The sequence below is a fragment of the Streptomyces sp. MBT53 genome (assembly GCF_016654115.1).
Taxonomy (GTDB): domain Bacteria; phylum Actinomycetota; class Actinomycetes; order Streptomycetales; family Streptomycetaceae; genus Streptomyces.
Genome location: NZ_JAEQAZ010000046.1, coordinates 25,827 through 43,430 on the forward strand (window position 1 = coordinate 25,827; position 17,604 = coordinate 43,430).

General features: G+C 68.6%; 25 protein-coding genes. 20 read left to right on the forward strand and 5 right to left on the reverse strand.

Annotated features, from left to right (window positions below; genetic code table 11):
* Positions 1-129: a DLW-39 family protein gene (locus tag JHN45_RS53015; protein WP_003999697.1), complete on the reverse strand. Its 129-nt coding sequence runs from the start codon at positions 127-129 to the stop codon at positions 1-3.
* Between the two features lie 337 nt (positions 130-466).
* Here JHN45_RS53015 and JHN45_RS18690 point away from each other — a divergent pair, with 337 nt between their 5' ends.
* Both JHN45_RS18690 and JHN45_RS18695 read left to right on the forward strand, forming a co-directional pair.
* Positions 467-823: a DUF6344 domain-containing protein gene (locus tag JHN45_RS18690; protein WP_201049794.1), complete on the forward strand. Its 357-nt coding sequence runs from the start codon at positions 467-469 to the stop codon at positions 821-823.
* A 264-nt stretch (positions 824-1,087) separates the two neighbouring features.
* Positions 1,088-1,960, forward strand: a complete 873-nt coding sequence (locus tag JHN45_RS18695; protein ID WP_374195624.1) for a nuclease-related domain-containing protein — start codon at positions 1,088-1,090, stop codon at positions 1,958-1,960.
* 394 nt (positions 1,961-2,354) lie between these two features.
* On the opposite strand, the gene JHN45_RS18700 is transcribed toward JHN45_RS18695, so the two are convergent.
* The 4 genes from JHN45_RS18700 to JHN45_RS18715 all read right to left on the reverse strand — a co-directional run bounded on the left by JHN45_RS18700 (position 2,355) and on the right by JHN45_RS18715 (position 6,916).
* Positions 2,355-4,262, reverse strand: coding sequence for an NACHT domain-containing NTPase (locus JHN45_RS18700; protein ID WP_236583804.1), 1,908 nt, complete (start codon positions 4,260-4,262; stop codon positions 2,355-2,357).
* Positions 4,263-4,612: 350 nt separating this feature from the next.
* Complete coding sequence (locus JHN45_RS18705) at positions 4,613-6,046, reverse strand: site-specific integrase (protein ID WP_200709384.1); 1,434 nt, start codon at positions 6,044-6,046, stop codon at positions 4,613-4,615.
* Between the two features lie 14 nt (positions 6,047-6,060).
* A complete protein-coding gene (locus JHN45_RS18710; RefSeq protein WP_200709385.1) occupies positions 6,061-6,297 on the reverse strand; it encodes a hypothetical protein in 237 nt (78 codons plus the stop codon).
* 196 nt (positions 6,298-6,493) lie between these two features.
* Positions 6,494-6,916 (reverse strand): transcriptional regulator, encoded by a 423-nt coding sequence (locus tag JHN45_RS18715; RefSeq protein ID WP_307783130.1) that lies wholly within the window; start codon positions 6,914-6,916, stop codon positions 6,494-6,496.
* A gap of 231 nt (positions 6,917-7,147) precedes the next feature.
* Here JHN45_RS18715 and JHN45_RS18720 point away from each other — a divergent pair, with 231 nt between their 5' ends.
* The 18 genes from JHN45_RS18720 to JHN45_RS18795 all read left to right on the forward strand — a co-directional run bounded on the left by JHN45_RS18720 (position 7,148) and on the right by JHN45_RS18795 (position 17,548).
* The gene (locus JHN45_RS18720; RefSeq protein ID WP_200709387.1) at positions 7,148-7,645 is read left to right on the forward strand and encodes a hypothetical protein; all 498 of its coding nucleotides are present in this window, start codon (positions 7,148-7,150) and stop codon (positions 7,643-7,645) included.
* A gap of 78 nt (positions 7,646-7,723) precedes the next feature.
* Positions 7,724-8,323: a sigma-70 family RNA polymerase sigma factor gene (locus JHN45_RS18725; RefSeq protein WP_307783131.1), complete on the forward strand. Its 600-nt coding sequence runs from the start codon at positions 7,724-7,726 to the stop codon at positions 8,321-8,323.
* Complete coding sequence (locus tag JHN45_RS18730) at positions 8,320-9,087, forward strand: BN159_2729 family protein (protein WP_200709388.1); 768 nt, start codon at positions 8,320-8,322, stop codon at positions 9,085-9,087. The genes JHN45_RS18725 and JHN45_RS18730 overlap by 4 nt, the downstream gene beginning before the upstream one ends.
* Entirely contained in the window at positions 9,084-9,434 is a 351-nt protein-coding gene (locus tag JHN45_RS18735) for a hypothetical protein (RefSeq protein WP_200709389.1), read from the forward strand. Before JHN45_RS18730 ends, JHN45_RS18735 begins: the two co-directional genes overlap by 4 nt.
* On the forward strand, positions 9,431-9,961 hold the full coding sequence (locus JHN45_RS18740; protein ID WP_200709390.1) for a hypothetical protein: 531 nt from the start codon (positions 9,431-9,433) through the stop codon (positions 9,959-9,961). The genes JHN45_RS18735 and JHN45_RS18740 overlap by 4 nt, the downstream gene beginning before the upstream one ends.
* Positions 9,958-10,257, forward strand: a complete 300-nt coding sequence (locus JHN45_RS18745; RefSeq protein WP_200709391.1) for a hypothetical protein — start codon at positions 9,958-9,960, stop codon at positions 10,255-10,257. The genes JHN45_RS18740 and JHN45_RS18745 overlap by 4 nt, the downstream gene beginning before the upstream one ends.
* Positions 10,254-11,591: an AAA family ATPase gene (locus JHN45_RS18750; RefSeq protein WP_200709392.1), complete on the forward strand. Its 1,338-nt coding sequence runs from the start codon at positions 10,254-10,256 to the stop codon at positions 11,589-11,591. Before JHN45_RS18745 ends, JHN45_RS18750 begins: the two co-directional genes overlap by 4 nt.
* Before the next feature lie 78 nt (positions 11,592-11,669).
* Positions 11,670-13,136 carry a UvrD-helicase domain-containing protein gene (locus tag JHN45_RS18755; RefSeq protein WP_307783132.1) on the forward strand — a complete coding sequence of 489 codons (1,467 nt, stop codon included), beginning with the start codon at positions 11,670-11,672 and terminating at the stop codon, positions 13,134-13,136.
* A gap of 32 nt (positions 13,137-13,168) precedes the next feature.
* On the forward strand, positions 13,169-13,669 hold the full coding sequence (locus tag JHN45_RS18760) for a hypothetical protein (protein WP_200709394.1): 501 nt from the start codon (positions 13,169-13,171) through the stop codon (positions 13,667-13,669).
* 77 nt (positions 13,670-13,746) lie between these two features.
* Entirely contained in the window at positions 13,747-14,166 is a 420-nt protein-coding gene (locus JHN45_RS18765; RefSeq protein ID WP_200709395.1) for a WhiB family transcriptional regulator, read from the forward strand.
* A gap of 71 nt (positions 14,167-14,237) precedes the next feature.
* Entirely contained in the window at positions 14,238-15,245 is a 1,008-nt protein-coding gene (locus tag JHN45_RS18770) for a hypothetical protein (RefSeq protein WP_200709396.1), read from the forward strand.
* Positions 15,242-15,940, forward strand: a complete 699-nt coding sequence (locus tag JHN45_RS18775) for a hypothetical protein (RefSeq protein WP_200709397.1) — start codon at positions 15,242-15,244, stop codon at positions 15,938-15,940. The genes JHN45_RS18770 and JHN45_RS18775 overlap by 4 nt, the downstream gene beginning before the upstream one ends.
* Positions 15,937-16,227: a hypothetical protein gene (locus JHN45_RS18780; protein ID WP_201049797.1), complete on the forward strand. Its 291-nt coding sequence runs from the start codon at positions 15,937-15,939 to the stop codon at positions 16,225-16,227. Before JHN45_RS18775 ends, JHN45_RS18780 begins: the two co-directional genes overlap by 4 nt.
* A complete protein-coding gene (locus JHN45_RS18785; RefSeq protein ID WP_200709399.1) occupies positions 16,224-16,529 on the forward strand; it encodes a hypothetical protein in 306 nt (101 codons plus the stop codon). Before JHN45_RS18780 ends, JHN45_RS18785 begins: the two co-directional genes overlap by 4 nt.
* A complete protein-coding gene (locus JHN45_RS54710) occupies positions 16,526-16,756 on the forward strand; it encodes a DUF6011 domain-containing protein (RefSeq protein ID WP_374192732.1) in 231 nt (76 codons plus the stop codon). The genes JHN45_RS18785 and JHN45_RS54710 overlap by 4 nt, the downstream gene beginning before the upstream one ends.
* Positions 16,741-17,244 carry a single-stranded DNA-binding protein gene (gene ssb, locus JHN45_RS18790; RefSeq protein ID WP_200709400.1) on the forward strand — a complete coding sequence of 168 codons (504 nt, stop codon included), beginning with the start codon at positions 16,741-16,743 and terminating at the stop codon, positions 17,242-17,244. The genes JHN45_RS54710 and ssb overlap by 16 nt, the downstream gene beginning before the upstream one ends.
* Complete coding sequence (locus tag JHN45_RS54050; protein ID WP_267929917.1) at positions 17,244-17,366, forward strand: hypothetical protein; 123 nt, start codon at positions 17,244-17,246, stop codon at positions 17,364-17,366. The genes ssb and JHN45_RS54050 overlap by 1 nt, the downstream gene beginning before the upstream one ends.
* Complete coding sequence (locus JHN45_RS18795; protein WP_200709401.1) at positions 17,366-17,548, forward strand: hypothetical protein; 183 nt, start codon at positions 17,366-17,368, stop codon at positions 17,546-17,548. Before JHN45_RS54050 ends, JHN45_RS18795 begins: the two co-directional genes overlap by 1 nt.
* Positions 17,549-17,604: the final 56 nt, after the last annotated feature.

Sequence of the window (17,604 nt, forward strand, 5' to 3'; positions counted from 1 at the left end):
TCACGAACCCGTGGGCACGGAGTCGGTCGCCTCCGTCCACAGATCCTGCTCGGCGCGATCCGCCTGGATCTGGCGGTACACGAGGAGCCCGCCGATGGCGGCCAGTGCGACCAGGAGAAGCTTCTTCACCGCGCGACCTCGTCTTTCCTTGACGTAGGGGACCTCTGTCGCCCGACTATACACACCGACCGAGACCGATCGGTGACCTGCCTCCGCGGCCAACTCCCGCCCTGGAGAGCGCAGTAGAAGCGGATGGAACCGCTCCGATCGGAGGGTGATCACACCCCCACGGACCGTTAATTTGGCCCTGATTCCTCCTCTTCCTTCGCTTTTTCGGCCTCTTGCACCCATCCGAGTGGTGTTCATCAGAACATCGACGCGCCACGGCCGCCGGTCCCACACTTCGCGACGCCCATACACATCATGAGGAAAGTACGCAAATCGCCCAACCTGAAAGTGAGGGGCCATGACCCAGATCAAGGTCATGAAGCTGTGGACCGCCTTCGTCACCGCCTTCATCTCTCTGTGCACCGCGCTCGGACTCATCACGATCACCGCGACGGCCGCCACCGCGGCGACGCCCCGCTCCGCGGCGACCGGCACCAGCGCACAGCCGACGGCACCGACGATCTCCCCCTGGTCCTTCACCAGGTCCCTGCCCCCCACGATGAAGCAGCGCATCCGGGCCGAGGCCCACGGCAAGTCCCCCAGCTGCCGCCACCGCCCGCCGACGGACACGGACGAGACCACGGAGACCACCGACTCGGCCGAACCGGCCCACACCGAGCAGACGGCACCCCTGGCGGCCCCTCTCCAGCGCTGACGCCCGACACGCGTCACCTCACCGCTCACCCACCGCCCCGACATCTCTGACACAGCGGCGAACTTGCGTACAACGCTTCAGAGAAGACCCCACAGACCCCCGGCCCGTCGTGGTCGGGGGCCTCAGTGCTGCCATTGCTCGGCCATGTTGTCCCGGCGCCCTTGTCGGTCACCTGGTCTGCTGCTGCCATGTATGTGCCGACGGCACATATTCGGGGGCGGGCCAATGGGCGATCTCACGGTGAAACCGTGGAAACGGCACGGCATGGATCGGCTCTACGTGAACCTTCCGGACGGGACAACTGTCGCCTGGGCGGACCGGCCGACGAAGGTGGTCACGATCAAGGAGCAGAAGTACCGGGGCGAGGCCATGGCCCTGCTGCGGCAGCATCTCGGCGCTTCGTTGACTCTCCGTCCCGCCGCGCCCGCGCAGCCCGCCGAACGCCCGGAAGCACCCCCTGGAGAACCTGTTCGGCACGCCTCGCCGCGCCCCGCACGGCCGTTGGACCTGCCGAAGGTCACCGTCGCCGACGATCTGGCGGAGAACCGCCCCGGTGCGGCCCTGATCGAGGCGATCGCCGCCCGTGGACCGTCGCGGAGCCGGAGGCTCTTGACGAGGGTGCTGAGACGCCCCTCGGAGTGGGACAGCTGGTTCGTCGGGCTCGAAGGGGAACGGCGGGTGGGCCGGGAGTTGGCGCGGCTCTCCCCTCGTGGCTGGCGCGTCCTGCACGGCGTGCCCAAGTCCAACGGTGGTGACATCGACCACCTGCTGATCGGCCCCGGCGGAGTGTTCAGCATCAACACCAAGTGCCACCAGGGCGCCTCGGTCTGGGTGGGCGACACCATGGCCAAGGTCAACGGGGGTCAGCCGGCCCCGTACGCCAGGGCGAGCAGGGCGGAGGCGGCCTACGTCCAGGGCGTGTTGGAGCGGCACTGCGGCTTCCCCGTCCCGGTGGAGCCGGTCCTCGTCTTCGTCGGCGTGACCGCACTGCACCGCGCCGCGACGCAGTACACGGTACGGATCTACCAGGAGCGCGAGGTGTCCGCGCTCGGTCCCCTCACCGGCAGGCTGACGGCCGCACAGATCGAGCAGGTCTACGCCGTCGCGCGACACCGCCGCGTCTGGCTGCAGTCCTGACCCGCGGTTCAGTGGTCGTGGGCGCCAAAAACCCCCAGCCAACCGGCTGGGGGTCTTCGTGCTGGTGGGGCTAACAGGATTTGAACCTGTGGCCTCATCCTTATCAGGATTCAGCCCTAAAAGATGATCTCCCCAGGTCGAGAACGTGCAGGTCACAGACCCATCTACTTCGGGCTACACGGTCCGTACCCGCCCCGCCCCTGTGCGACGTACGCGCTTCCCGGGAAAGTTCCGGGATAGCTCCGGGAACGCCCAGAAGCTGTGTCACATCCTTTTCACATGTCGGAGCGGCGGCGGAGTTGATGACGACGCCGTCCTGAAGAGCGTCGCGACGACGCCTTCCTGCACAACTGCTCGCCCCGACGGACATGTCGTATAGACGTCACGTGTGACATCAAGACATGGAGGGGGGCTGGGGGTGCTGGCGTAGCCAGTGTTGGAGTTCACGGTGGCGGTACTGATAGGCGGGCCCGCTGTAGCGCATGAGTCCTACGGTGATGGCCCAGTCCAGGAAGAGGCCGAGCCGGAACGGCAGACGGCGGCGCGAGCAGAGTAGGAACGCCACATACCGCTGAGAGGCCTCCGCCACGGCGATCGCGAATCCGAGCCCGATCGAGAGCCCGAACGCGAGCCCGACCGCGAGCCCGTACATGAGCCCGGCCGCGAGCCCGATCGCGAGCGCGACCGGAATCCCGACCACGAGCCCGACCAGAGCATCAATCTTAATGGCCGCCCGGCTTCCGAGATTTACGCCTGGCTTCTGTGTCAGCCCAGCCGCGAGCCAGGCCGCGAGCCCGATCGCGAGCCCGACCGGAATCCCGACCACGAGCCCGAACGTAGGCCCGCCCACGAGCCCGAGCATGAACCCGACCGGAATCCCGAGCGCGAGCCAGCCCGCGAGCTCGGACGCGAGTTCCCAGCCACTTTTAGGTGTCCTGAACGGGCTGACCGGAATCCTGGGGCTGCCGGTTGCGATGGCGAGGGCCCCCGACACGACGGCGATTGCGCTGATCACGAAGACGAACCCGACTGTCAGCCGCTGGGGAGTGGTCCAGATAAGAGGGAGGGGGGCGAGGACAGTGAGGGTGGCCAGGAGCGCGTTGGTCGCGCGGACGCGGGTGCGTCCGGCGAGGGGCCACAGTTCGTGCAGGACGAGGTCGGTGGTCTCCGTGCCCTGGGCGGTCGTGGCGGAGAGGGTGCCGGTGGGGTCGAGATGGGTGGTGAGGTGGTGGAGCCAGCAGTGGACGTCCTGAGGCGTGTAGCCGCGGAGGTTGGGGGCGATGCGGATGACGGCTGGGATGTAGCGGGTCAGAAGGTAGCGGTCCAGGGCGTCGGCGTCGGCGTCGGGGAGGGTAAGGAGTTCGCCGGGGTCGCCGTCATGGTGGTAGACGGTGGCGGTCAGGCAAAGCCGCCAGGGAGTGGACAGCACTGTCGCTAGGATCCCGCCCGGGTGGGCGGCCAAGTGATCGAGCAGGGACTGCCAGCGGGCCGTATTCAGGGCGCGGTCGGTGAGGTAGGTCCGGGCGTCGGCGGTGCCGACTGGGGCGATGGCGATGCGGGCGGCGTCCAGGACTCCGGTGTGCAGGGTCAGGGCGTCGTAGTGGAGGGTGCGGCAGGTCAGGATGAGGGGCCCGGCATCACGGCCGTGCTGGTAGGCATTGAGGGCGCGCACGACGGCGGTGGCACGGGGCGCGGCGGGATCTGGGGAGCCGTTGACCAGAGGGTCCATCTCGTCCAGGCCGTCCAGAACTGGTAGCACCAGGTGGTGGCGGACCAGGCCAGCGGCCAGATCCGGCGGCCAGTCGTAGGCCTCGACCAACCGCTGCTGGAGCAGGTCGGGCAGGGACTGGCGTTCGGTGTCCCACCGCGACAGCGGGATACGGACCGGGACGGGATCGCCCTCGTTACGCCCCTGGATGAGGGCCAGCAGCAGTTCCAGAGCCAGGACGGTCTTGCCGGCCCCTGCGGCACCGGTGACGACTAGACGCAGCGGCCGGGTGGACCGGTAGTAAGTGACGATGTCCGGCAACGTCACCGAGCCCGTTCCTTCGGCGGCCAGCCGTCCGGCCGCGGGGGCAGCGGCCGGACGGACCATGGTGGGGTGCAGGACGTAGGTGAGGTTGATGCGCCGGACGTCGTCGCCCAGCAACTGTCGCCACACCGCGCTCTCGCCGCGCTCAACCTGCCCGGCCAGCGTCGCCGCCCAGCCCTGGGCAAGCTCGGCGTCGTTGCCCTCGACCGGCTTGCGTAGCGCCACAACCGCGAGCACGATCCCCATCACGCCCAAAGGCAAGCCCAGCAAGCTCACAATGTCAGTCGACTGGAGCCCGCCGCGGACGATCGCTCGCACCACATACGCGGTGCTCACAACGACCGCCAGGGCGCACAGGGCGCCGATGAGTAACCATTTGCGCCGTAGGCGGCGTCCCCCGAGCCCTACCATCCCCCGATCATCACCACCGCCCTCCCCTCGGATGGCCGACTTCTCCCACTTGTGACCAACCGGATGGGCACCCCGCCAGCCGGTTCCTTGCCCGCAGCCCGCACCAGCGCCCTCGCGAACCCCTTGCTCGCGGCGCCATCAGCGTCCAGCGCAACCTTTTGGCTCCGGCGCCGGGCCGGACTTGCCATGTCGGGACCCGACACAGTTCCTCAGGCCGCCGGGATGACTCGCAGTTTCCGCTGTCGCGGCAGCTTGGCGCCCGGTTTCCCGTCCTCCAGCGCCGCCAGGACCTGCCCCGGGTAGTCGGCCGCCGCGTGCGTGTAGATCCACGTCACTTCTCCCGCGCGCTCGTGCCCGAGGATCTCCTGGGTGATCACCTCCGGGACGCCGCGTGCGTGCAGCCGGGAGGCGAAGGCGTGCCGGGTGTCGTGGAAGTCGGGCCACCAGTCCGTACGGTCGACCTTCACGGGCCGACGGCGGCCGGTGTCTTCGTCGACCTGCTGCACCGTGACCGTGCGCACCTTCTTCCGCACGACGCCGGCCTTCTCGATGGCGTCCGTCCAGAGCCGCCGAAACGCGGAACGCCGGAGCGGAGCGCGGTACGCCTCGCCCACACCGTCGATCCCCTTCGTTCCGCGCCGGACCTTGTTCCGGCCGTGGAACACCAGCTCCTCTTCCCGCAGCCCGTCCTTCGGCTCCGACACGGCCCGGCTGGGACTTCCCTCAGCGCTCTCCTCTGCCCAGAGGTCTCGGAGGACTCGGGCGGCGAGACCTGTGAGTGGCACTGAGCGAAGTCCGGCATCCGACTTCGGGTACTCCTTGCGTTTGATCTTCCCGCGCGGCTCCACCAGGACCTCGCGGACGTGGATGCGCCGACCGTCGAAGTCCACGTTGCACCAGCGGAGTCCGGCCAGCTCCTGGAAACGCAGGCCTGTCTCCTGGGCCACGATCAGCAGGGCGTGCATGTACTCGGGGAGCTTCTGGCGGATCAGCCAGAGTTGGGCGTAACTCGGTGGCCGCCGCTCCTCAGGGTGCTTCTTCTTGATCGTGGGCAGTTTGACGCCCTCAGCCGGGTTGAAGGGAAGGCGCCGGTCCCGCTTCGCGTCCTCCAGCATCCGGTCCAAGACCTGGAAGACCTTCGTCACCGAGCTGGCGGCGAGCGGGCCGCCGTTCTCGTCGTGCAGTGCGTTGACCCAGAGCTGGGTCTCTCGCCACTCCACCTCGAACAGCTTGGCCGAGGCGAAGGTGGGCGCGATGTGGTTGCGCCAAGATGCCTCGTCGCGGAGCTGGCTCTGCGTCCAGTGTTCGATCCTCGCCTCCCCCTTGGTCTGGGTCGGCCACCACAATCGCCACCAGGCCCCGAGGGTGATCTCGCCTCGGGCGGGGTCGATCCAGACCCGCTGCCGCATTTCGGTGCGGGTCTGCTCCAGGAAGGCGACGGCCTGGTCGTAGGTCGGCTTCGTCTTGCTGCGTTCCTTGCCCTTCGGGTCCGTGTAGCGGGCCTCCCAGGATCCGGTGTGCTCGTCGACCGTAGGCCGGTCCCCGGGCTTCTTCTGCTGGCAGGTCGGGCAGCCACACCGTGCGGATGGCACCGGGCGTGGGTTGTTGGACGGCTGGTCGGCAGCCGCCTTCTTGCGCGCCATGGAAGTACTCCTGATCAGAGAACGCGTGCGCCGGCGGTGAGCGCCAGGGGCAGCTCGACGGGCTCACCGCAGAAGCAAGTGAGGCCGGCGCCTGGAGTATTGGGCACGCCGAGGTCGATCGTCAGGATCGCGTCGAGTTCTCTGATCAGTGCGTGGGGGTGGGTGCCCCTGTCTACGAGGATGGTGACCTCGTCCGGGTCCCAGATGGCGATCGTCGAAAGGTCATCGACCGCGGCGATGAGAATGCACACAGGTGTCCCCCCAGGTATGTGCGACGGCACGTGATCCGCTCCGGGAGGACAGCGGGTGACCGATGGTACCCAGGTGTGTGCATCGTGTGTAGATCGTTTGAGCTAATGAACCTTGGTTTGTTTACCGCTATCTGAAATCTGGTGAGCCACCCCCGGTCGAAATAGACGCCTCAACTTAGGCAACCCTTAGTAATCGTCACGAGGCGCGGCTAACCGTGAGCTGAGCACTGGCAAAGCGCACGACGTCACGCTGCTTGTCCACCGGCAACTCCCGATAGATGCGCAGGAGTCGCGCCTCACGCTCCTCGTCGGTACCGCCAGGAACGGCTCGGCCGACCGCGGCGAACATCTCCGCAGGCTCTACCTCAACCCCCCAGGACCGGAACGTCTTCACCAGCGCACGGAGGGTGTCCGACTGAACTCGCGACGTGCCGCGGGTGCGACGCATCCAGGCATTGAGGGTCGGATACGAGACGCCTGACTCGGTCGCCAGATCCTTCGGGGTCTTGTCCGGTCGCTGAGCGATGAGACGTTCAAGTACCGCCGCCAGGTCCTCGCCCTTGAGGGCTCGATCCTCGGCGGGGCGGGGCTCGCCGGGGTTGCTCTGGTGGCTGGTCACCCTCAGAGGATCGGTCATCTCAATCTACATGCGCAAGTAGATCGCAGATCGATGACCTGTATTTGACGGTGCTCGGGGGCATCTACATAGCCCCCGTACGCCCCTCTGCGCCGCAAACACGCCCCTGTAGACCCCTCTTGACTCGATACACATCTACACGTAGATTGTAGATATTGCAGGTCAAGCCGATCTGCGAAGCCCCAAGTTCGGCCATGCGCCGGAGGTTTCATCATGCGACGACTGGAGACGGGTGCCCCGCTGCGGGCCGCCATGGAGGCGGCCGGGCTGGACATCTCACGCCTCGCCGCCAAGACGAAGGGCGTAGATCCGCAGGGTGACGGCCTATCGAGGGCCCTGGTCGGCTTCATTGTCGGCAAGGGCAAGACCGCCCGCGAGGAGTGCAGCGATCACGCTGCCGGGCTCATCGCGGCAGCCCTCGACAAGGAAGTGGAAGAGCTCTTCGCCGTCGGGTCTGTTTTTTTGACTCCGGAATCTACATCTACACGTAGATCGAAGATCGCCAATCGCAGGCCTGAGTTGCCGGATCAGCTCATGGACCAGCGGCAACTGGCGGGGTTCCTGCGGAAGTCGTCGAGCTGGATCGACAAGCAGATCCAGCTCGCGGCACAGCGAAAGGAGCTCTGGCCCGGCCTGATCTACGTCGGCAGCAGCCGGCGATTCGACCCGCACGCCGTCCTCGACGCGATGCGGAAGCGCACCGCCGCCTGACACACGCAGGGCCGCCCCGGATTGCGCCCGGAACGGCCCTCACACACCCAAAACCCCTACGTCAAAGGAGAACAGGTCGTGTCTACACAGACTAACGACAAGATCAGCCCGCCGGGAGAGTCGGTGCCCGAGCTGGTTGCCCGGGCTGCCATCGGCGACCGTGACGCCTTCGCCACCCTCTACAACGAGTACCGCGGCGAGGTGTACCGCTTCCTCTTCTTCAAGACCCGGAACCGGCACCTGGCGGAGGACCTCACCCAGGAGGTGTTCGTCCGGGCGCTGCGTCGCATCGACACCTTCGCGACGCGCCCGGGCGGTTCGTTCGCGGGTTGGCTCGTGACCATCGCCCGCAACATCCACACGGATCACTGCAAGGCGAGTCGCACGCGTCTGGAGGTGCCGATCGCTGAGGTCTTCGAGGCGAACGAGCAGATCGACAGCGCGGAGTCCGGCGCTCTGCGAAGCCTGGAGGCCGTGGAGGCCGCCGAGACGGTGGCCGTTGCTATGGCGGGCCTGAACCCGTACCAGCGCGAGTGCATCCGGCTGCGGTTCCTGGAGGAGCTTTCCCTGGACGAGGCGGTCGCCGAGCTTGGCCGCCCGGCGGGCGCCGTGAAGACGCTCACGTTTCGCGCGATGAGCAGCATGCGCCGCACTCTCGCCGAAGGAGTCGCCGCGTGAACAAGAACCTTCCCCACGCCGTCAGGGTGATCCGCGCGGCGCTGGCTTCCACCGGGAGCGATCCGGCGGCAGCCATCGCTCACGCTCTCGACGGTGTGCAGCTCCTCGTCGACCCGGAGCGGTCGTTCGGTCAGGTCCTGCGCCGTACGCCCGCCGGCGGTTGGGCGCGCGAGCACCAGGAGCAGCAGGAGCTTCCGGAGCGAACCGAGTTGGAGCAGCAGGCGCTCGCCTGGGACGAGTCCTGTGGGCGGGCCCGTCGGGTTGCGGCCGTGATCCGGCGCCACATCGGCGAGCACCCCGCGTTCCAGAACATTCAGGTGGACGGTGACCGGATCTTGGTCGCGCTTCACATCGTCGACCAGACCCAGTGGGTTCAGTGGCGGCCCTACTTCGGGATCACGCACGACAAGGAGACGGCGCTCCCGTACATGGTCGCTGGGGACGGTTACCGGGATGGCGTCCGGGTTTCGGTCGTGGCCTACGACCTGCCGCAGGCCCGGGCGCACGCGCTGAAGATTGCCAAGGAGCCGTACGAGCTGGACGGCGTGGTGTACGACCTCGCGCTGCCCCAGCGGGACGCTCGCGGCGACGTCTGGTTCTACCAGGGCGTGCGCACGGCGAACGGCATGCCGCTGCTGTCGATCGACGGTCGGCCGGAGCGCTGCACGCTGGCGAGCATCGTGCGGCAGGCGGGTCCGCTGACGGCCGTCACGGACACTCCGTCGCAGCAGGCCACCCCCGTCATGACGGGGGGCCAGGCATGAGGAAGACCTCCACGGCCATGCAAGCGGCCGTTGTCACGATGCTGGTCGCGAAGAGGCCCGCGCTCGACAAGCTGCCAGTCCGCTGGGGACTCCGAGAGGACGGCACGATCGGCGTTGAGCAGGAGTTCGGCACGACGCTCGCGGAGGTCGCGGAGATCGCAGCCGAGCTGGCTCGCGCCATGCGGGGCGCTCGAAGTGAGACGTACGACGGCGTGTTCTCGGACGGCAGGGCCTACCGCGCCTTCGACGTGACGGCTCAGCCCTCCGGCGTCCGAGTCTCCTTCCACGGCCAAGTCGTCCTCGACTCCGGCTCGACCGAGGCTTCGGCGGGCGGTGAGAGCGCGTGAGCATCTCCCAACTCGCCATGCTGGCGAAGAAGACGATCGAGGCTGCGTGGCTGACCGGGCCGTCGTACGACCTGGCGACGCAGGCCGCCGAGGCCCTGGAGAAGGCGCAGTTGCTCCAGTCCCCCGAGACGGCTGCCGATCTGCACGCGGAAGGGATGCTCGCCGCCGCTGACCTGATCGCCGACCGCCCTGACCTCGACTACGGACTCGACTTCGTGGAGCTGATCCGGGAGACGGTGCAGGAGAAGAGCAGCCGCGAGGCCGACGCCACCCCTGCGCTCACGGTCTACCGGGCTGACTGGGACGTCGCACCGCTCGGCACGTACACGACGGAGGCGGAGGCCCGGAAGCACTGCGAGGACCACGCCCGCCGCGACCTCCCCATCGCCACCTTCGACTGGATCGTCGACGAAGAGGACGGCATCGCCGAACTGATTGCCGCGGTCGACGGTGTCGAGAACCCGACTGGCTACGCCGTAACCACTCTGGAGATCGCCTCCAAGTACGACCCGGAGGCAGACGAGTGAGCGCGTACAGCACCGTCTACCAGGCTCTCACCAGCAGTCGAGCCCTCCGCCCCGACGAGGCCGCTCAGATGCTCGGCTCTCTCCGCCGCGAGTTCGGCCAGGAGCTGGCGGACGCGGTCGAGCGCACCCTCGACGGCCAGTACCGCCGGGCCGAGACCGACACCGACGCCGAATTCCGGCGTAAGCGGCGGAAGTTCGGCGCGGCCATCCGGACCTTGAACCTCGTCCGCGAGTTCGCCACCAACCCTCGCGGCTTCACCACGCCCGCCCAGCGCGACTCCCGGAGCACTCCATGACGACCTTCACCTTCGCCCCGGCGACCCGCGAGACCGCCAAGGCCCGCATCGCCCTCCAGGGCCCCGGCGGCTCCGGCAAGACCAAGACCGCGCTCCGGATGGCCGAGGCCCTCGCCAAGGGCGGGCAGATCGGTCTCGTCGACACCGAGCGTGGCTCCGCTCTCAAGTACGCCCCGGTGCCGGGCAGGCCGGACATTGAGGCGCACGAGTTCGCTCACTTGCCGATGGCGTTCTGCTCCGCGGAGAACCTGATCGGCGCCGTGAACGCGGCCATCGAGGCGCGCGTGGCCGTCCTCATCATCGACAGCTGGTCGGCCTTCTGGGCGGGCAAGGGCGGACTCCTCGCCCGCGTCGAAGAGGAGTCGAGCAAGTCGACGAACCGGGGCGGAAAGTTCACCGCCTGGGGCCCCGTCAATGCGCTGGAGCAGGACATGCTCGACGCCCTCCTCAACTTCCCCGGCCACGTCATCGTCACCATGCGGACCAAGAACGACTACGCGATGGAGGGGAAGACAGTCACGAAGATCGGCGTCAAGACCGTTCAGCGCGAGGGCGCCGAGTACGAGGTCGACGTCGTGATCGACATGATCGCGGGCACCGGCACCGTCACCAAGACCCGGTACTCCGCCCTTGACGGCGCCTGCGTCCACCACCCCGGCGAGCCTTTCGCCGAGGCGATCCTGGAGCAGCTCGGCCAGGGCGTCGACCCCGTCCAGGTCATCGTGGACGAACTGGTCCGCGAAGGCCTCACGTATGACCGGGCGTTGGATCTCCACGGCCAGGCCAACAGCAGGCGCCTTCTCCTCGCAGATCTCCTGCACCCGAAGACCGGCGAGCCCGCGAAGCTCGGGGACGTCATCAAGGAGTACGGGCAGGCCGTCAAGCCCGTCACGACACCCGTCACGCCCCCGTCATCGCAGGCCACGGGCCAGCAGGACGAGGGCGAGTACACCGGCCCGTCCACGCATTCCCTGGCCGATGCCGAGGGGTCCGCTCCGGCGGTGACCCGGGCGCCGGAACAGGACCAGGGCTTCGAGCCGGTGACCGCGCCGCAGATGCGGATGATGCACGCCTGCTTCACCAAGGTCGGCCTCGGCCACAAGGACTTGCGAGAGCAGCGCCTCCGGGCCACCGCGCTGATCATCGGCCGTCCGCTCACCTCCGCGAACGAGCTGACGAAGGGCGAGGCCCAGACCCTGCTCGACACGCTGACGAACTTCGGCGAGCGCGACAACGCGCCGGACGAGTTCGCCGCGATGGTCCAGGGCCTGGAGGACGAGTCCGCACGGGCTACGGGCGATGCCCTGTACGTCGGCGCCGCCCAGTCCGCCTGAGTCACCACTGACCGCGGGCCCGCCCCGACCCCATGCAGGGCGGGCCCGCACCCCCGAGAAAGGAGGTGCACCACAGTGGTGAACCCAACCCCAGAACAGCGCGAGGCCATCGACTCGTACGGCGACGGGCTGGACCTGGTCCTCCAGGCCGGCGCAGGCTGCGGCAAGTCCAGCACGCTGAAGATGATCGCCCGGGCCGACCGACGGCGCCGGATGACCTATGTCGCCTACAACAATCCGATCGCGGCCGAGGCCCGCCGATCGTTCCCCAGCACGGTTCTCTGCAAGACCGGTCACGGTCTCGCCTTCGAGCCGAGGCACGGCGATCGTCTCCGGCGTCCGCGCCAGACCGCGCACCATGCCGCGCAGGCTCTCGACGTCCGCTCGATCCTCGGCATCATCGGCGCGACCCCGACGATCCTCACGGACCTCGGCGGCATGAAGGCCATGACATCCAAGATCATCATGCGGATGGCGCTGGACACCCTCACCAGGTTCTGCCACAGCGCGGACCCCGAGATCGTTCAGAAGCACGTCCCGCAGTTCGACGGCCTGAGGAAGGCCCGCGGCGAGGTCGTGAAGCTGGTCTTGCCCGTCGCCCGCGCCGCCTGGAAGGACCTCCAGGACGACGAGTCCGTGCTCAACCTGAACCACGACCACTACCTGAAGATGTGGGCGCTCAGCGAGCCAACGATCCCCACGGACGTAGTCCTCCTCGACGAGGCACAGGACACCAACGACGTCCTGGCCGCCGTCCTGCTCGCCCAGGAGCACGCGCAGCGCATCGCGGTCGGTGACTCCGCCCAGCAGATCTACAGCTGGCGCGGCGCGAACGACGCCCTCGCCGGGTTCGTCCGCGAACTCAACTGTCCCGAGCTGACTCTGTCCCAGAGCTTCCGGTTCGGCCCGGCCATCGCCGCCCGCGCCAACGCATGGCTCCGGCTGGTCGACGCGCCACTCCGCCTCACCGGCTGGGAGGCCGCCGAATCCACGGTCGGCCCGCTCGACTCCCCGGACGCGATCCTCTGCCGCACCAACGCGGGCGCCATGGGCATCGTCATGGAGGGACTGGCGGCCGGTCGGAAGGTGGCCCTGGTCGGCGGCGGCTCCGCCATCAAGCAGCTCGCGTGGGCAGCCGAGGCTCTCCAGAGCGGCAAGCCAACCGATCACCCGGAGCTGATGGGCTTCGCGTCCTGGGACGACGTCCGTCAGTACGCAGCTGAGGAGGACGGCTCGCTGGAGGTCCTCGTCAAGCTGGTCGACGAGCACGGTCCCGAGCGGATCGTTTCGGCGGCTGACGGCCTGGTCTCCGAGCAGCAGGCCGAGCTCGTGGTGTCGACTGCGCACCGGTCGAAGGGTCGTGAGTGGCCGGCGGTCCGCATCCATGCGGACTTCCGGGCGCCCAAGGCCGACCAGAAGACCGGCCTGGTTGTCCTCCCGCGCGAGGAGGCCCGGCTGGCGTACGTCGCGGTGACCCGGGCGCGCGAGCAGCTCGACGACACAGCCCTCGCCTGGGTGTCGACCGTGACGGCGGTGAGCGAATGATCCGCCCCGAGTCCTCCCGGGTGGTTCGTGGCGTGCCCGTTGGCCGCAACCGGGACTGGATCCCTGTCACCACGCTCGCCGTACCGACTGTGTGGCTGGCCACCGCCGACGGCCTCGTCTGCCTCGACCTCGTCGCCGTCGAACTCGCCGCCAACGGACTCCGCGACGGCTGGACGCTCACCTCCCATGAGGCCGCCTTCACCGCGGACCTGCTGCTCCAGCGGGGCATGCCGCCCGGTGTGATCAACCGTCTGATCGGGGTGAGCGGCGCGACCTTCCGCAAGTGGTTCCCCACGGACGACACGCCCCTGCACGAGGCCCTGACCCGAATCAGGTCTCGGGCTGAGGTGGGGAAGTTGGCGGCCGAGCGGGCGCACCAGAACCGCGCTCAGTGCGGCACGTACAACGGCGCCCTGCGGCACCGGAAGCGTGGGGAGCCCTTGTGCTCGCCGTGCCGCGAGGCAAAGAAGGTCGCGGACCGCCACTACCGGGCCCACGGCACGTATATCGGCGCCCCGGGCGTCGCCGCGTGACGGGCGTCGACGGGACCCGTCGCGTACCCGTCACCAGCCGCAATTCGTTTGATCATGCCCGACCGTACGGAGGCCCCATGGGCAGGGACTGGGAACTCAACGCCGTCTGCCGGACTCTCGACCCGGACATCTTCTTCCGCTCCTCTGAGAAGGCCGCCGCCAAGGCCGCTTGCGGGCGCTGCCCGGTCCGCGCCGAATGCCTCGAAGCCGTCATGGCCAGCGAAGAAGGGCTCTCCGCGACCTATCGGGACGGGATCTTCGCCGAGTTGGAGCCTGGTGAGCGCGCAGCACTCGCGGAGGGCCGGGGCGAAGCGAAGCGTCCCGTGAAGAGGACTCGTGGCCAGGGCCGAAAGCAGGCGGAGTGTGGCACCCGCTCCGCGTATCAGCGGCACCAGCGCAAGGGCGAGCCGATCGACCAGGCGTGCAAGGACGCGCACGCCCTCGGTAACCGGGAGTACCGGCGTACCGGATCTACGCAGGTCCCCACCGCCAGATAGGCACCGGTGGCCCGGCGGATGAGACCGGCCGCCGGGCCGCTGGTCATCAACACCCCCTAGGAGAAACGCACGTGGGCAGCCGCCTGTACGTCGAGGTGCTGGATTACGCACCGACGACGCTGACGCACCGCGAGAAGCTCGCGCTCTCGGTGCTGGCGGACGACGCCCGCGACTCGACGCGGATCACCTGGTCCTCGGTCGAGTCGGAGAAGATCCTCCGTCGCGCGCAGGTGACGCGCCCCCAGCTCTACGAAGTGATCAAGGCGCTCGTGAAGAAGGGCGTCCTGGAGAAGGTGACGGCCGGCCAGAAGAACGGCACGGCGAAGTACCGGATCCTGCCGCTTCAGTGTCCGGTAATTCCGGACGCTGAAGCTACCGAGGACCACGCACAGGGTCCGGATTCTGCGGACACTGACGGCTCTCACCGTCCGGGAACTCCGGACCCTGGACCCGGACTTGAGGGTCCGGGATTCCCGGACACTGACCCGGCTCAGAGTCCGGATTCTGCGGACACTGACACTGAAACCCAGTGTCCGGAAAAACCGGACACTGACGAGTCTCAGTGTCCGGAAACACCGGACGTCAGTGTCCGGGAATCCCGGACACCTACTCTCTCTCCTCTCTCTACAAGACCTCTCTCGTTCGGGGAACCGTCGCCGTCGGCTGACGATCAAGACGACGCACCAGACGAGGTCATCGATGCCGAGCCGGTCGACGACGACCAGGCAGTCGACTCCGAGGCACCCGTCACCGCGCAGACGATCGTCGGCGAGTGGCTCGACCGCTGCGCCGCCCGCCCGCCCTCCGCCGTCGTAGGCCAGATGTCCAAGCAGATCCGCGTGCTCCTCGACGAGGACCGCATCCACCCGGACCACGTCCGTCGCGGTATCGCGCACTGGATGCGCAAGGGCCTCCACCCCTCGACGCTCCCCAGCGTCGTGAACGAGGTCATGAACACCACCGCTGGCCCGGGCGCCTTCACGAACGGCCATCAGCCCGCCGGCGAATCCCAATTCGACCGCGCACGGGCCCGTGCCGCCGCCCGCGCCGCAGCACGCCAGGAAGGAGCAGCCCCGTGACCGAAGAAGAAGCCGTGCAGATCGCCGAGTACGTCCAGGCCGCCTGCCCCGCCCAGAAGTTCGGCGAGTACACCCCCGACGTCTGGGGCGAGATCCTCGCTCCGTACGACGTCGCCGAAGCCCGTACCGCCGTCATCGTTCTTGCCGGCCGCCTGCGTTTCATCGCCCCGGCCGACATCATCACCGAGATCAAGGCCCGCCGTGCCGAGCGCATCGAGCTGGCGAACATCGTCGTCGACGGCGATCCGGCCCTGACCGGCGCCGAGTCCGCCGCCGCCCTCCGCGAGATCATCCGAGCCGCTGGAGACGGCCTCACAGGCCCCAGCAGCATCTCAAGGGCACTCGGGGCCGCTGAGCGCCTCGCACTGCCCCCAGGTGCTGATCATGGCCCGTACGAGGGTCGCGCAGCAGCTGTCCGCGCTGGCATCGGGAAGATGCCCGCCGGACGCGACGTTACCCACGACCCCCGTGGCCGCGCCTGCCGGAAGTGCGGAGCCGCCCCCGGCGCCAGCTGCACCACCAACGGGCAACGCCGCAAGGATGTCCACCCCGTCCGCCTGGAGGACACGAAGCGCGAGGCCGTCGGCCTCCCTCTCGTCGACCACGACCAGGAGCAGGCCCGCATCAAGGCCGCGTCCGCCGCCGCCCTCGGCCTCGCCCGCGACGACCAGGAGCAGGAGGTCGAGGCGTCATGACGGTCCCGATCCCGCAGCAGCGGCGCCCGTACCGGTTCGCCGCAATGGCCGTGCAGTGCACCTGGTGCCGTGCGCGCGTCGGCGAGCTGTGCACGAACCAGCGCTGTACCGCCGACCGTCGCCGTGACGTGCACGCGGCCCGACAGATCGACTGGGTCAGGGTCATGTCAACCCAGTGCCCCGAGCGCATCTGCCAAGCCCACCCCAACCAGCCCTGCACCCTCACCCCCAACGCCCACCAGGCCCGCATCACCGCGGCCCACACCCCGACCACCACCGCGCCATGAATCGACCCATCCCGTGCAGAGACTGCCGCCGCCCCATCCTCTGGACCACCACCGAAGCCGGGAAACGCCTGGCCGTCGACCCCAACCCGGACCCCACCGGGAACGCCGCCGTATGGCGCGACGGAACCGGCGCCGTCCGATCCCGCCGACCCAGCGAGGACCTCCCACTGAACGGCTGGGAGCGGCTCTACATGCCCCACGTCGCCACCTGCCCCGCCCGCGTCCAGCAACTCGCCCTCCCCGGCACCCTGCCGACCGGAGTCGCCAGCCTCGACGCACACCGCCGAAAGAAGCGCCGATGAAGTGCGCTTACTGCCCCCAGCCCCTCCGCACCGCCGAGTCCAAGGCCCGCGGCTACGGACCGGTCTGCGGACAGAAGCTCGGCCTGATCCCGCGCCGGACGCCTCGTCGGTCACGCGCGCCGACGCCCGTCACGCCCGTCACGACGCGCCGCGCTCACCCCGGACAGACCGCTATCCCCATCCAGCCCGAACTCCCGAAGGAGAACCGACCTTGCTGCCCATCCTGACCGGCGTCGGCCGACTCACCGGCGACCCCGAACTCCGCTTCACCCAGGCCGGGAAAGCCGTCGCGTCCATCCCGCTCGCCTTCAACTCCCGTCGACTGAACAAGCAGACGAACCAGTGGGAAGACGGCGACGTCTTCTTCATCCGCGGCACCGCTTGGGAGCGCCTCGCCGAGAACGCCACCGAGACGTTCTCCAAGGGCATGGAGGTCCTCGTCACCGGCGAGATCCGCACCGAATCCTGGGAGAAGGACGGCCAGAAGCACGAACGGCCGGCACTACTCATCCGCTCCATCGCCCCGAACCTCGCCTTCGCCGTCGCCAAGGTCTCCAAGGACGCCGCGAGCCAGCAGAACGGCCAAGGCGGAGGCCAGCGCACCGGCTCACCCCAGCAGGGCCAGGCGCAGCGCAGTAGCCCCACCAGCCCGCCCGCAGACGACCCCTGGGCCGTCGACGCAGCCAAGGGCTACAGCAACGAACCGCCGTTCTGATGCGCAGAACCATCGTTGCCGCCACGGCCGCCGCCATCCTGCTCACCGCCTGCCACTACCCCGGCAAAGCGGTACCCACCCCGTCCCCACAACCCGCGCCCATCGCCCCGGAGCACCCCTGATGGCCGCACTCCTGAAACTCCCCAGCGGCACCCGAGACGCCACCGAACTCGTCGAAGCACTCCTCGTCGCCGCACAAGCCCGCGAGGACACAGCACCCGAACTCGCAGCCCGATGGCGCCACTTGGCCAACAGCATCGGCGACGGCCTCGACGCCCTCCCACCACCACGAACCAGCGACTGACCAGAACACCCACCGAGGACAGGGACCCCACGCAGGGACCCACCTCCGGCCACCAC

What these genes read in the sequence shown, in the direction of transcription:
- JHN45_RS18690 (WP_201049794.1), top strand. Translation starts at nt 467, where the DNA reads ATGACCCAGATCAAGGTCATGAAGCTGTGGACCGCCTTCGTCACCGCC.
- JHN45_RS18695 (WP_374195624.1), top strand. Translation starts at nt 1,088, where the DNA reads ATGGATCGGCTCTACGTGAACCTTCCGGACGGGACAACTGTCGCCTGG.
- JHN45_RS18705 (WP_200709384.1), bottom strand. Translation starts at nt 6,046, where the DNA reads ATGGCGCGCAAGAAGGCGGCTGCCGACCAGCCGTCCAACAACCCACGC.
- JHN45_RS18720 (WP_200709387.1), top strand. Translation starts at nt 7,148, where the DNA reads ATGCGACGACTGGAGACGGGTGCCCCGCTGCGGGCCGCCATGGAGGCG.
- JHN45_RS18735 (WP_200709389.1), top strand. Translation starts at nt 9,084, where the DNA reads ATGAGGAAGACCTCCACGGCCATGCAAGCGGCCGTTGTCACGATGCTG.
- JHN45_RS18750 (WP_200709392.1), top strand. Translation starts at nt 10,254, where the DNA reads ATGACGACCTTCACCTTCGCCCCGGCGACCCGCGAGACCGCCAAGGCC.
- JHN45_RS18765 (WP_200709395.1), top strand. Translation starts at nt 13,747, where the DNA reads ATGGGCAGGGACTGGGAACTCAACGCCGTCTGCCGGACTCTCGACCCG.
- JHN45_RS18780 (WP_201049797.1), top strand. Translation starts at nt 15,937, where the DNA reads ATGACGGTCCCGATCCCGCAGCAGCGGCGCCCGTACCGGTTCGCCGCA.
- JHN45_RS18785 (WP_200709399.1), top strand. Translation starts at nt 16,224, where the DNA reads ATGAATCGACCCATCCCGTGCAGAGACTGCCGCCGCCCCATCCTCTGG.
- JHN45_RS54710 (WP_374192732.1), top strand. Translation starts at nt 16,526, where the DNA reads ATGAAGTGCGCTTACTGCCCCCAGCCCCTCCGCACCGCCGAGTCCAAG.
- JHN45_RS54050 (WP_267929917.1), top strand. Translation starts at nt 17,244, where the DNA reads ATGCGCAGAACCATCGTTGCCGCCACGGCCGCCGCCATCCTGCTCACC.
- JHN45_RS18795 (WP_200709401.1), top strand. Translation starts at nt 17,366, where the DNA reads ATGGCCGCACTCCTGAAACTCCCCAGCGGCACCCGAGACGCCACCGAA.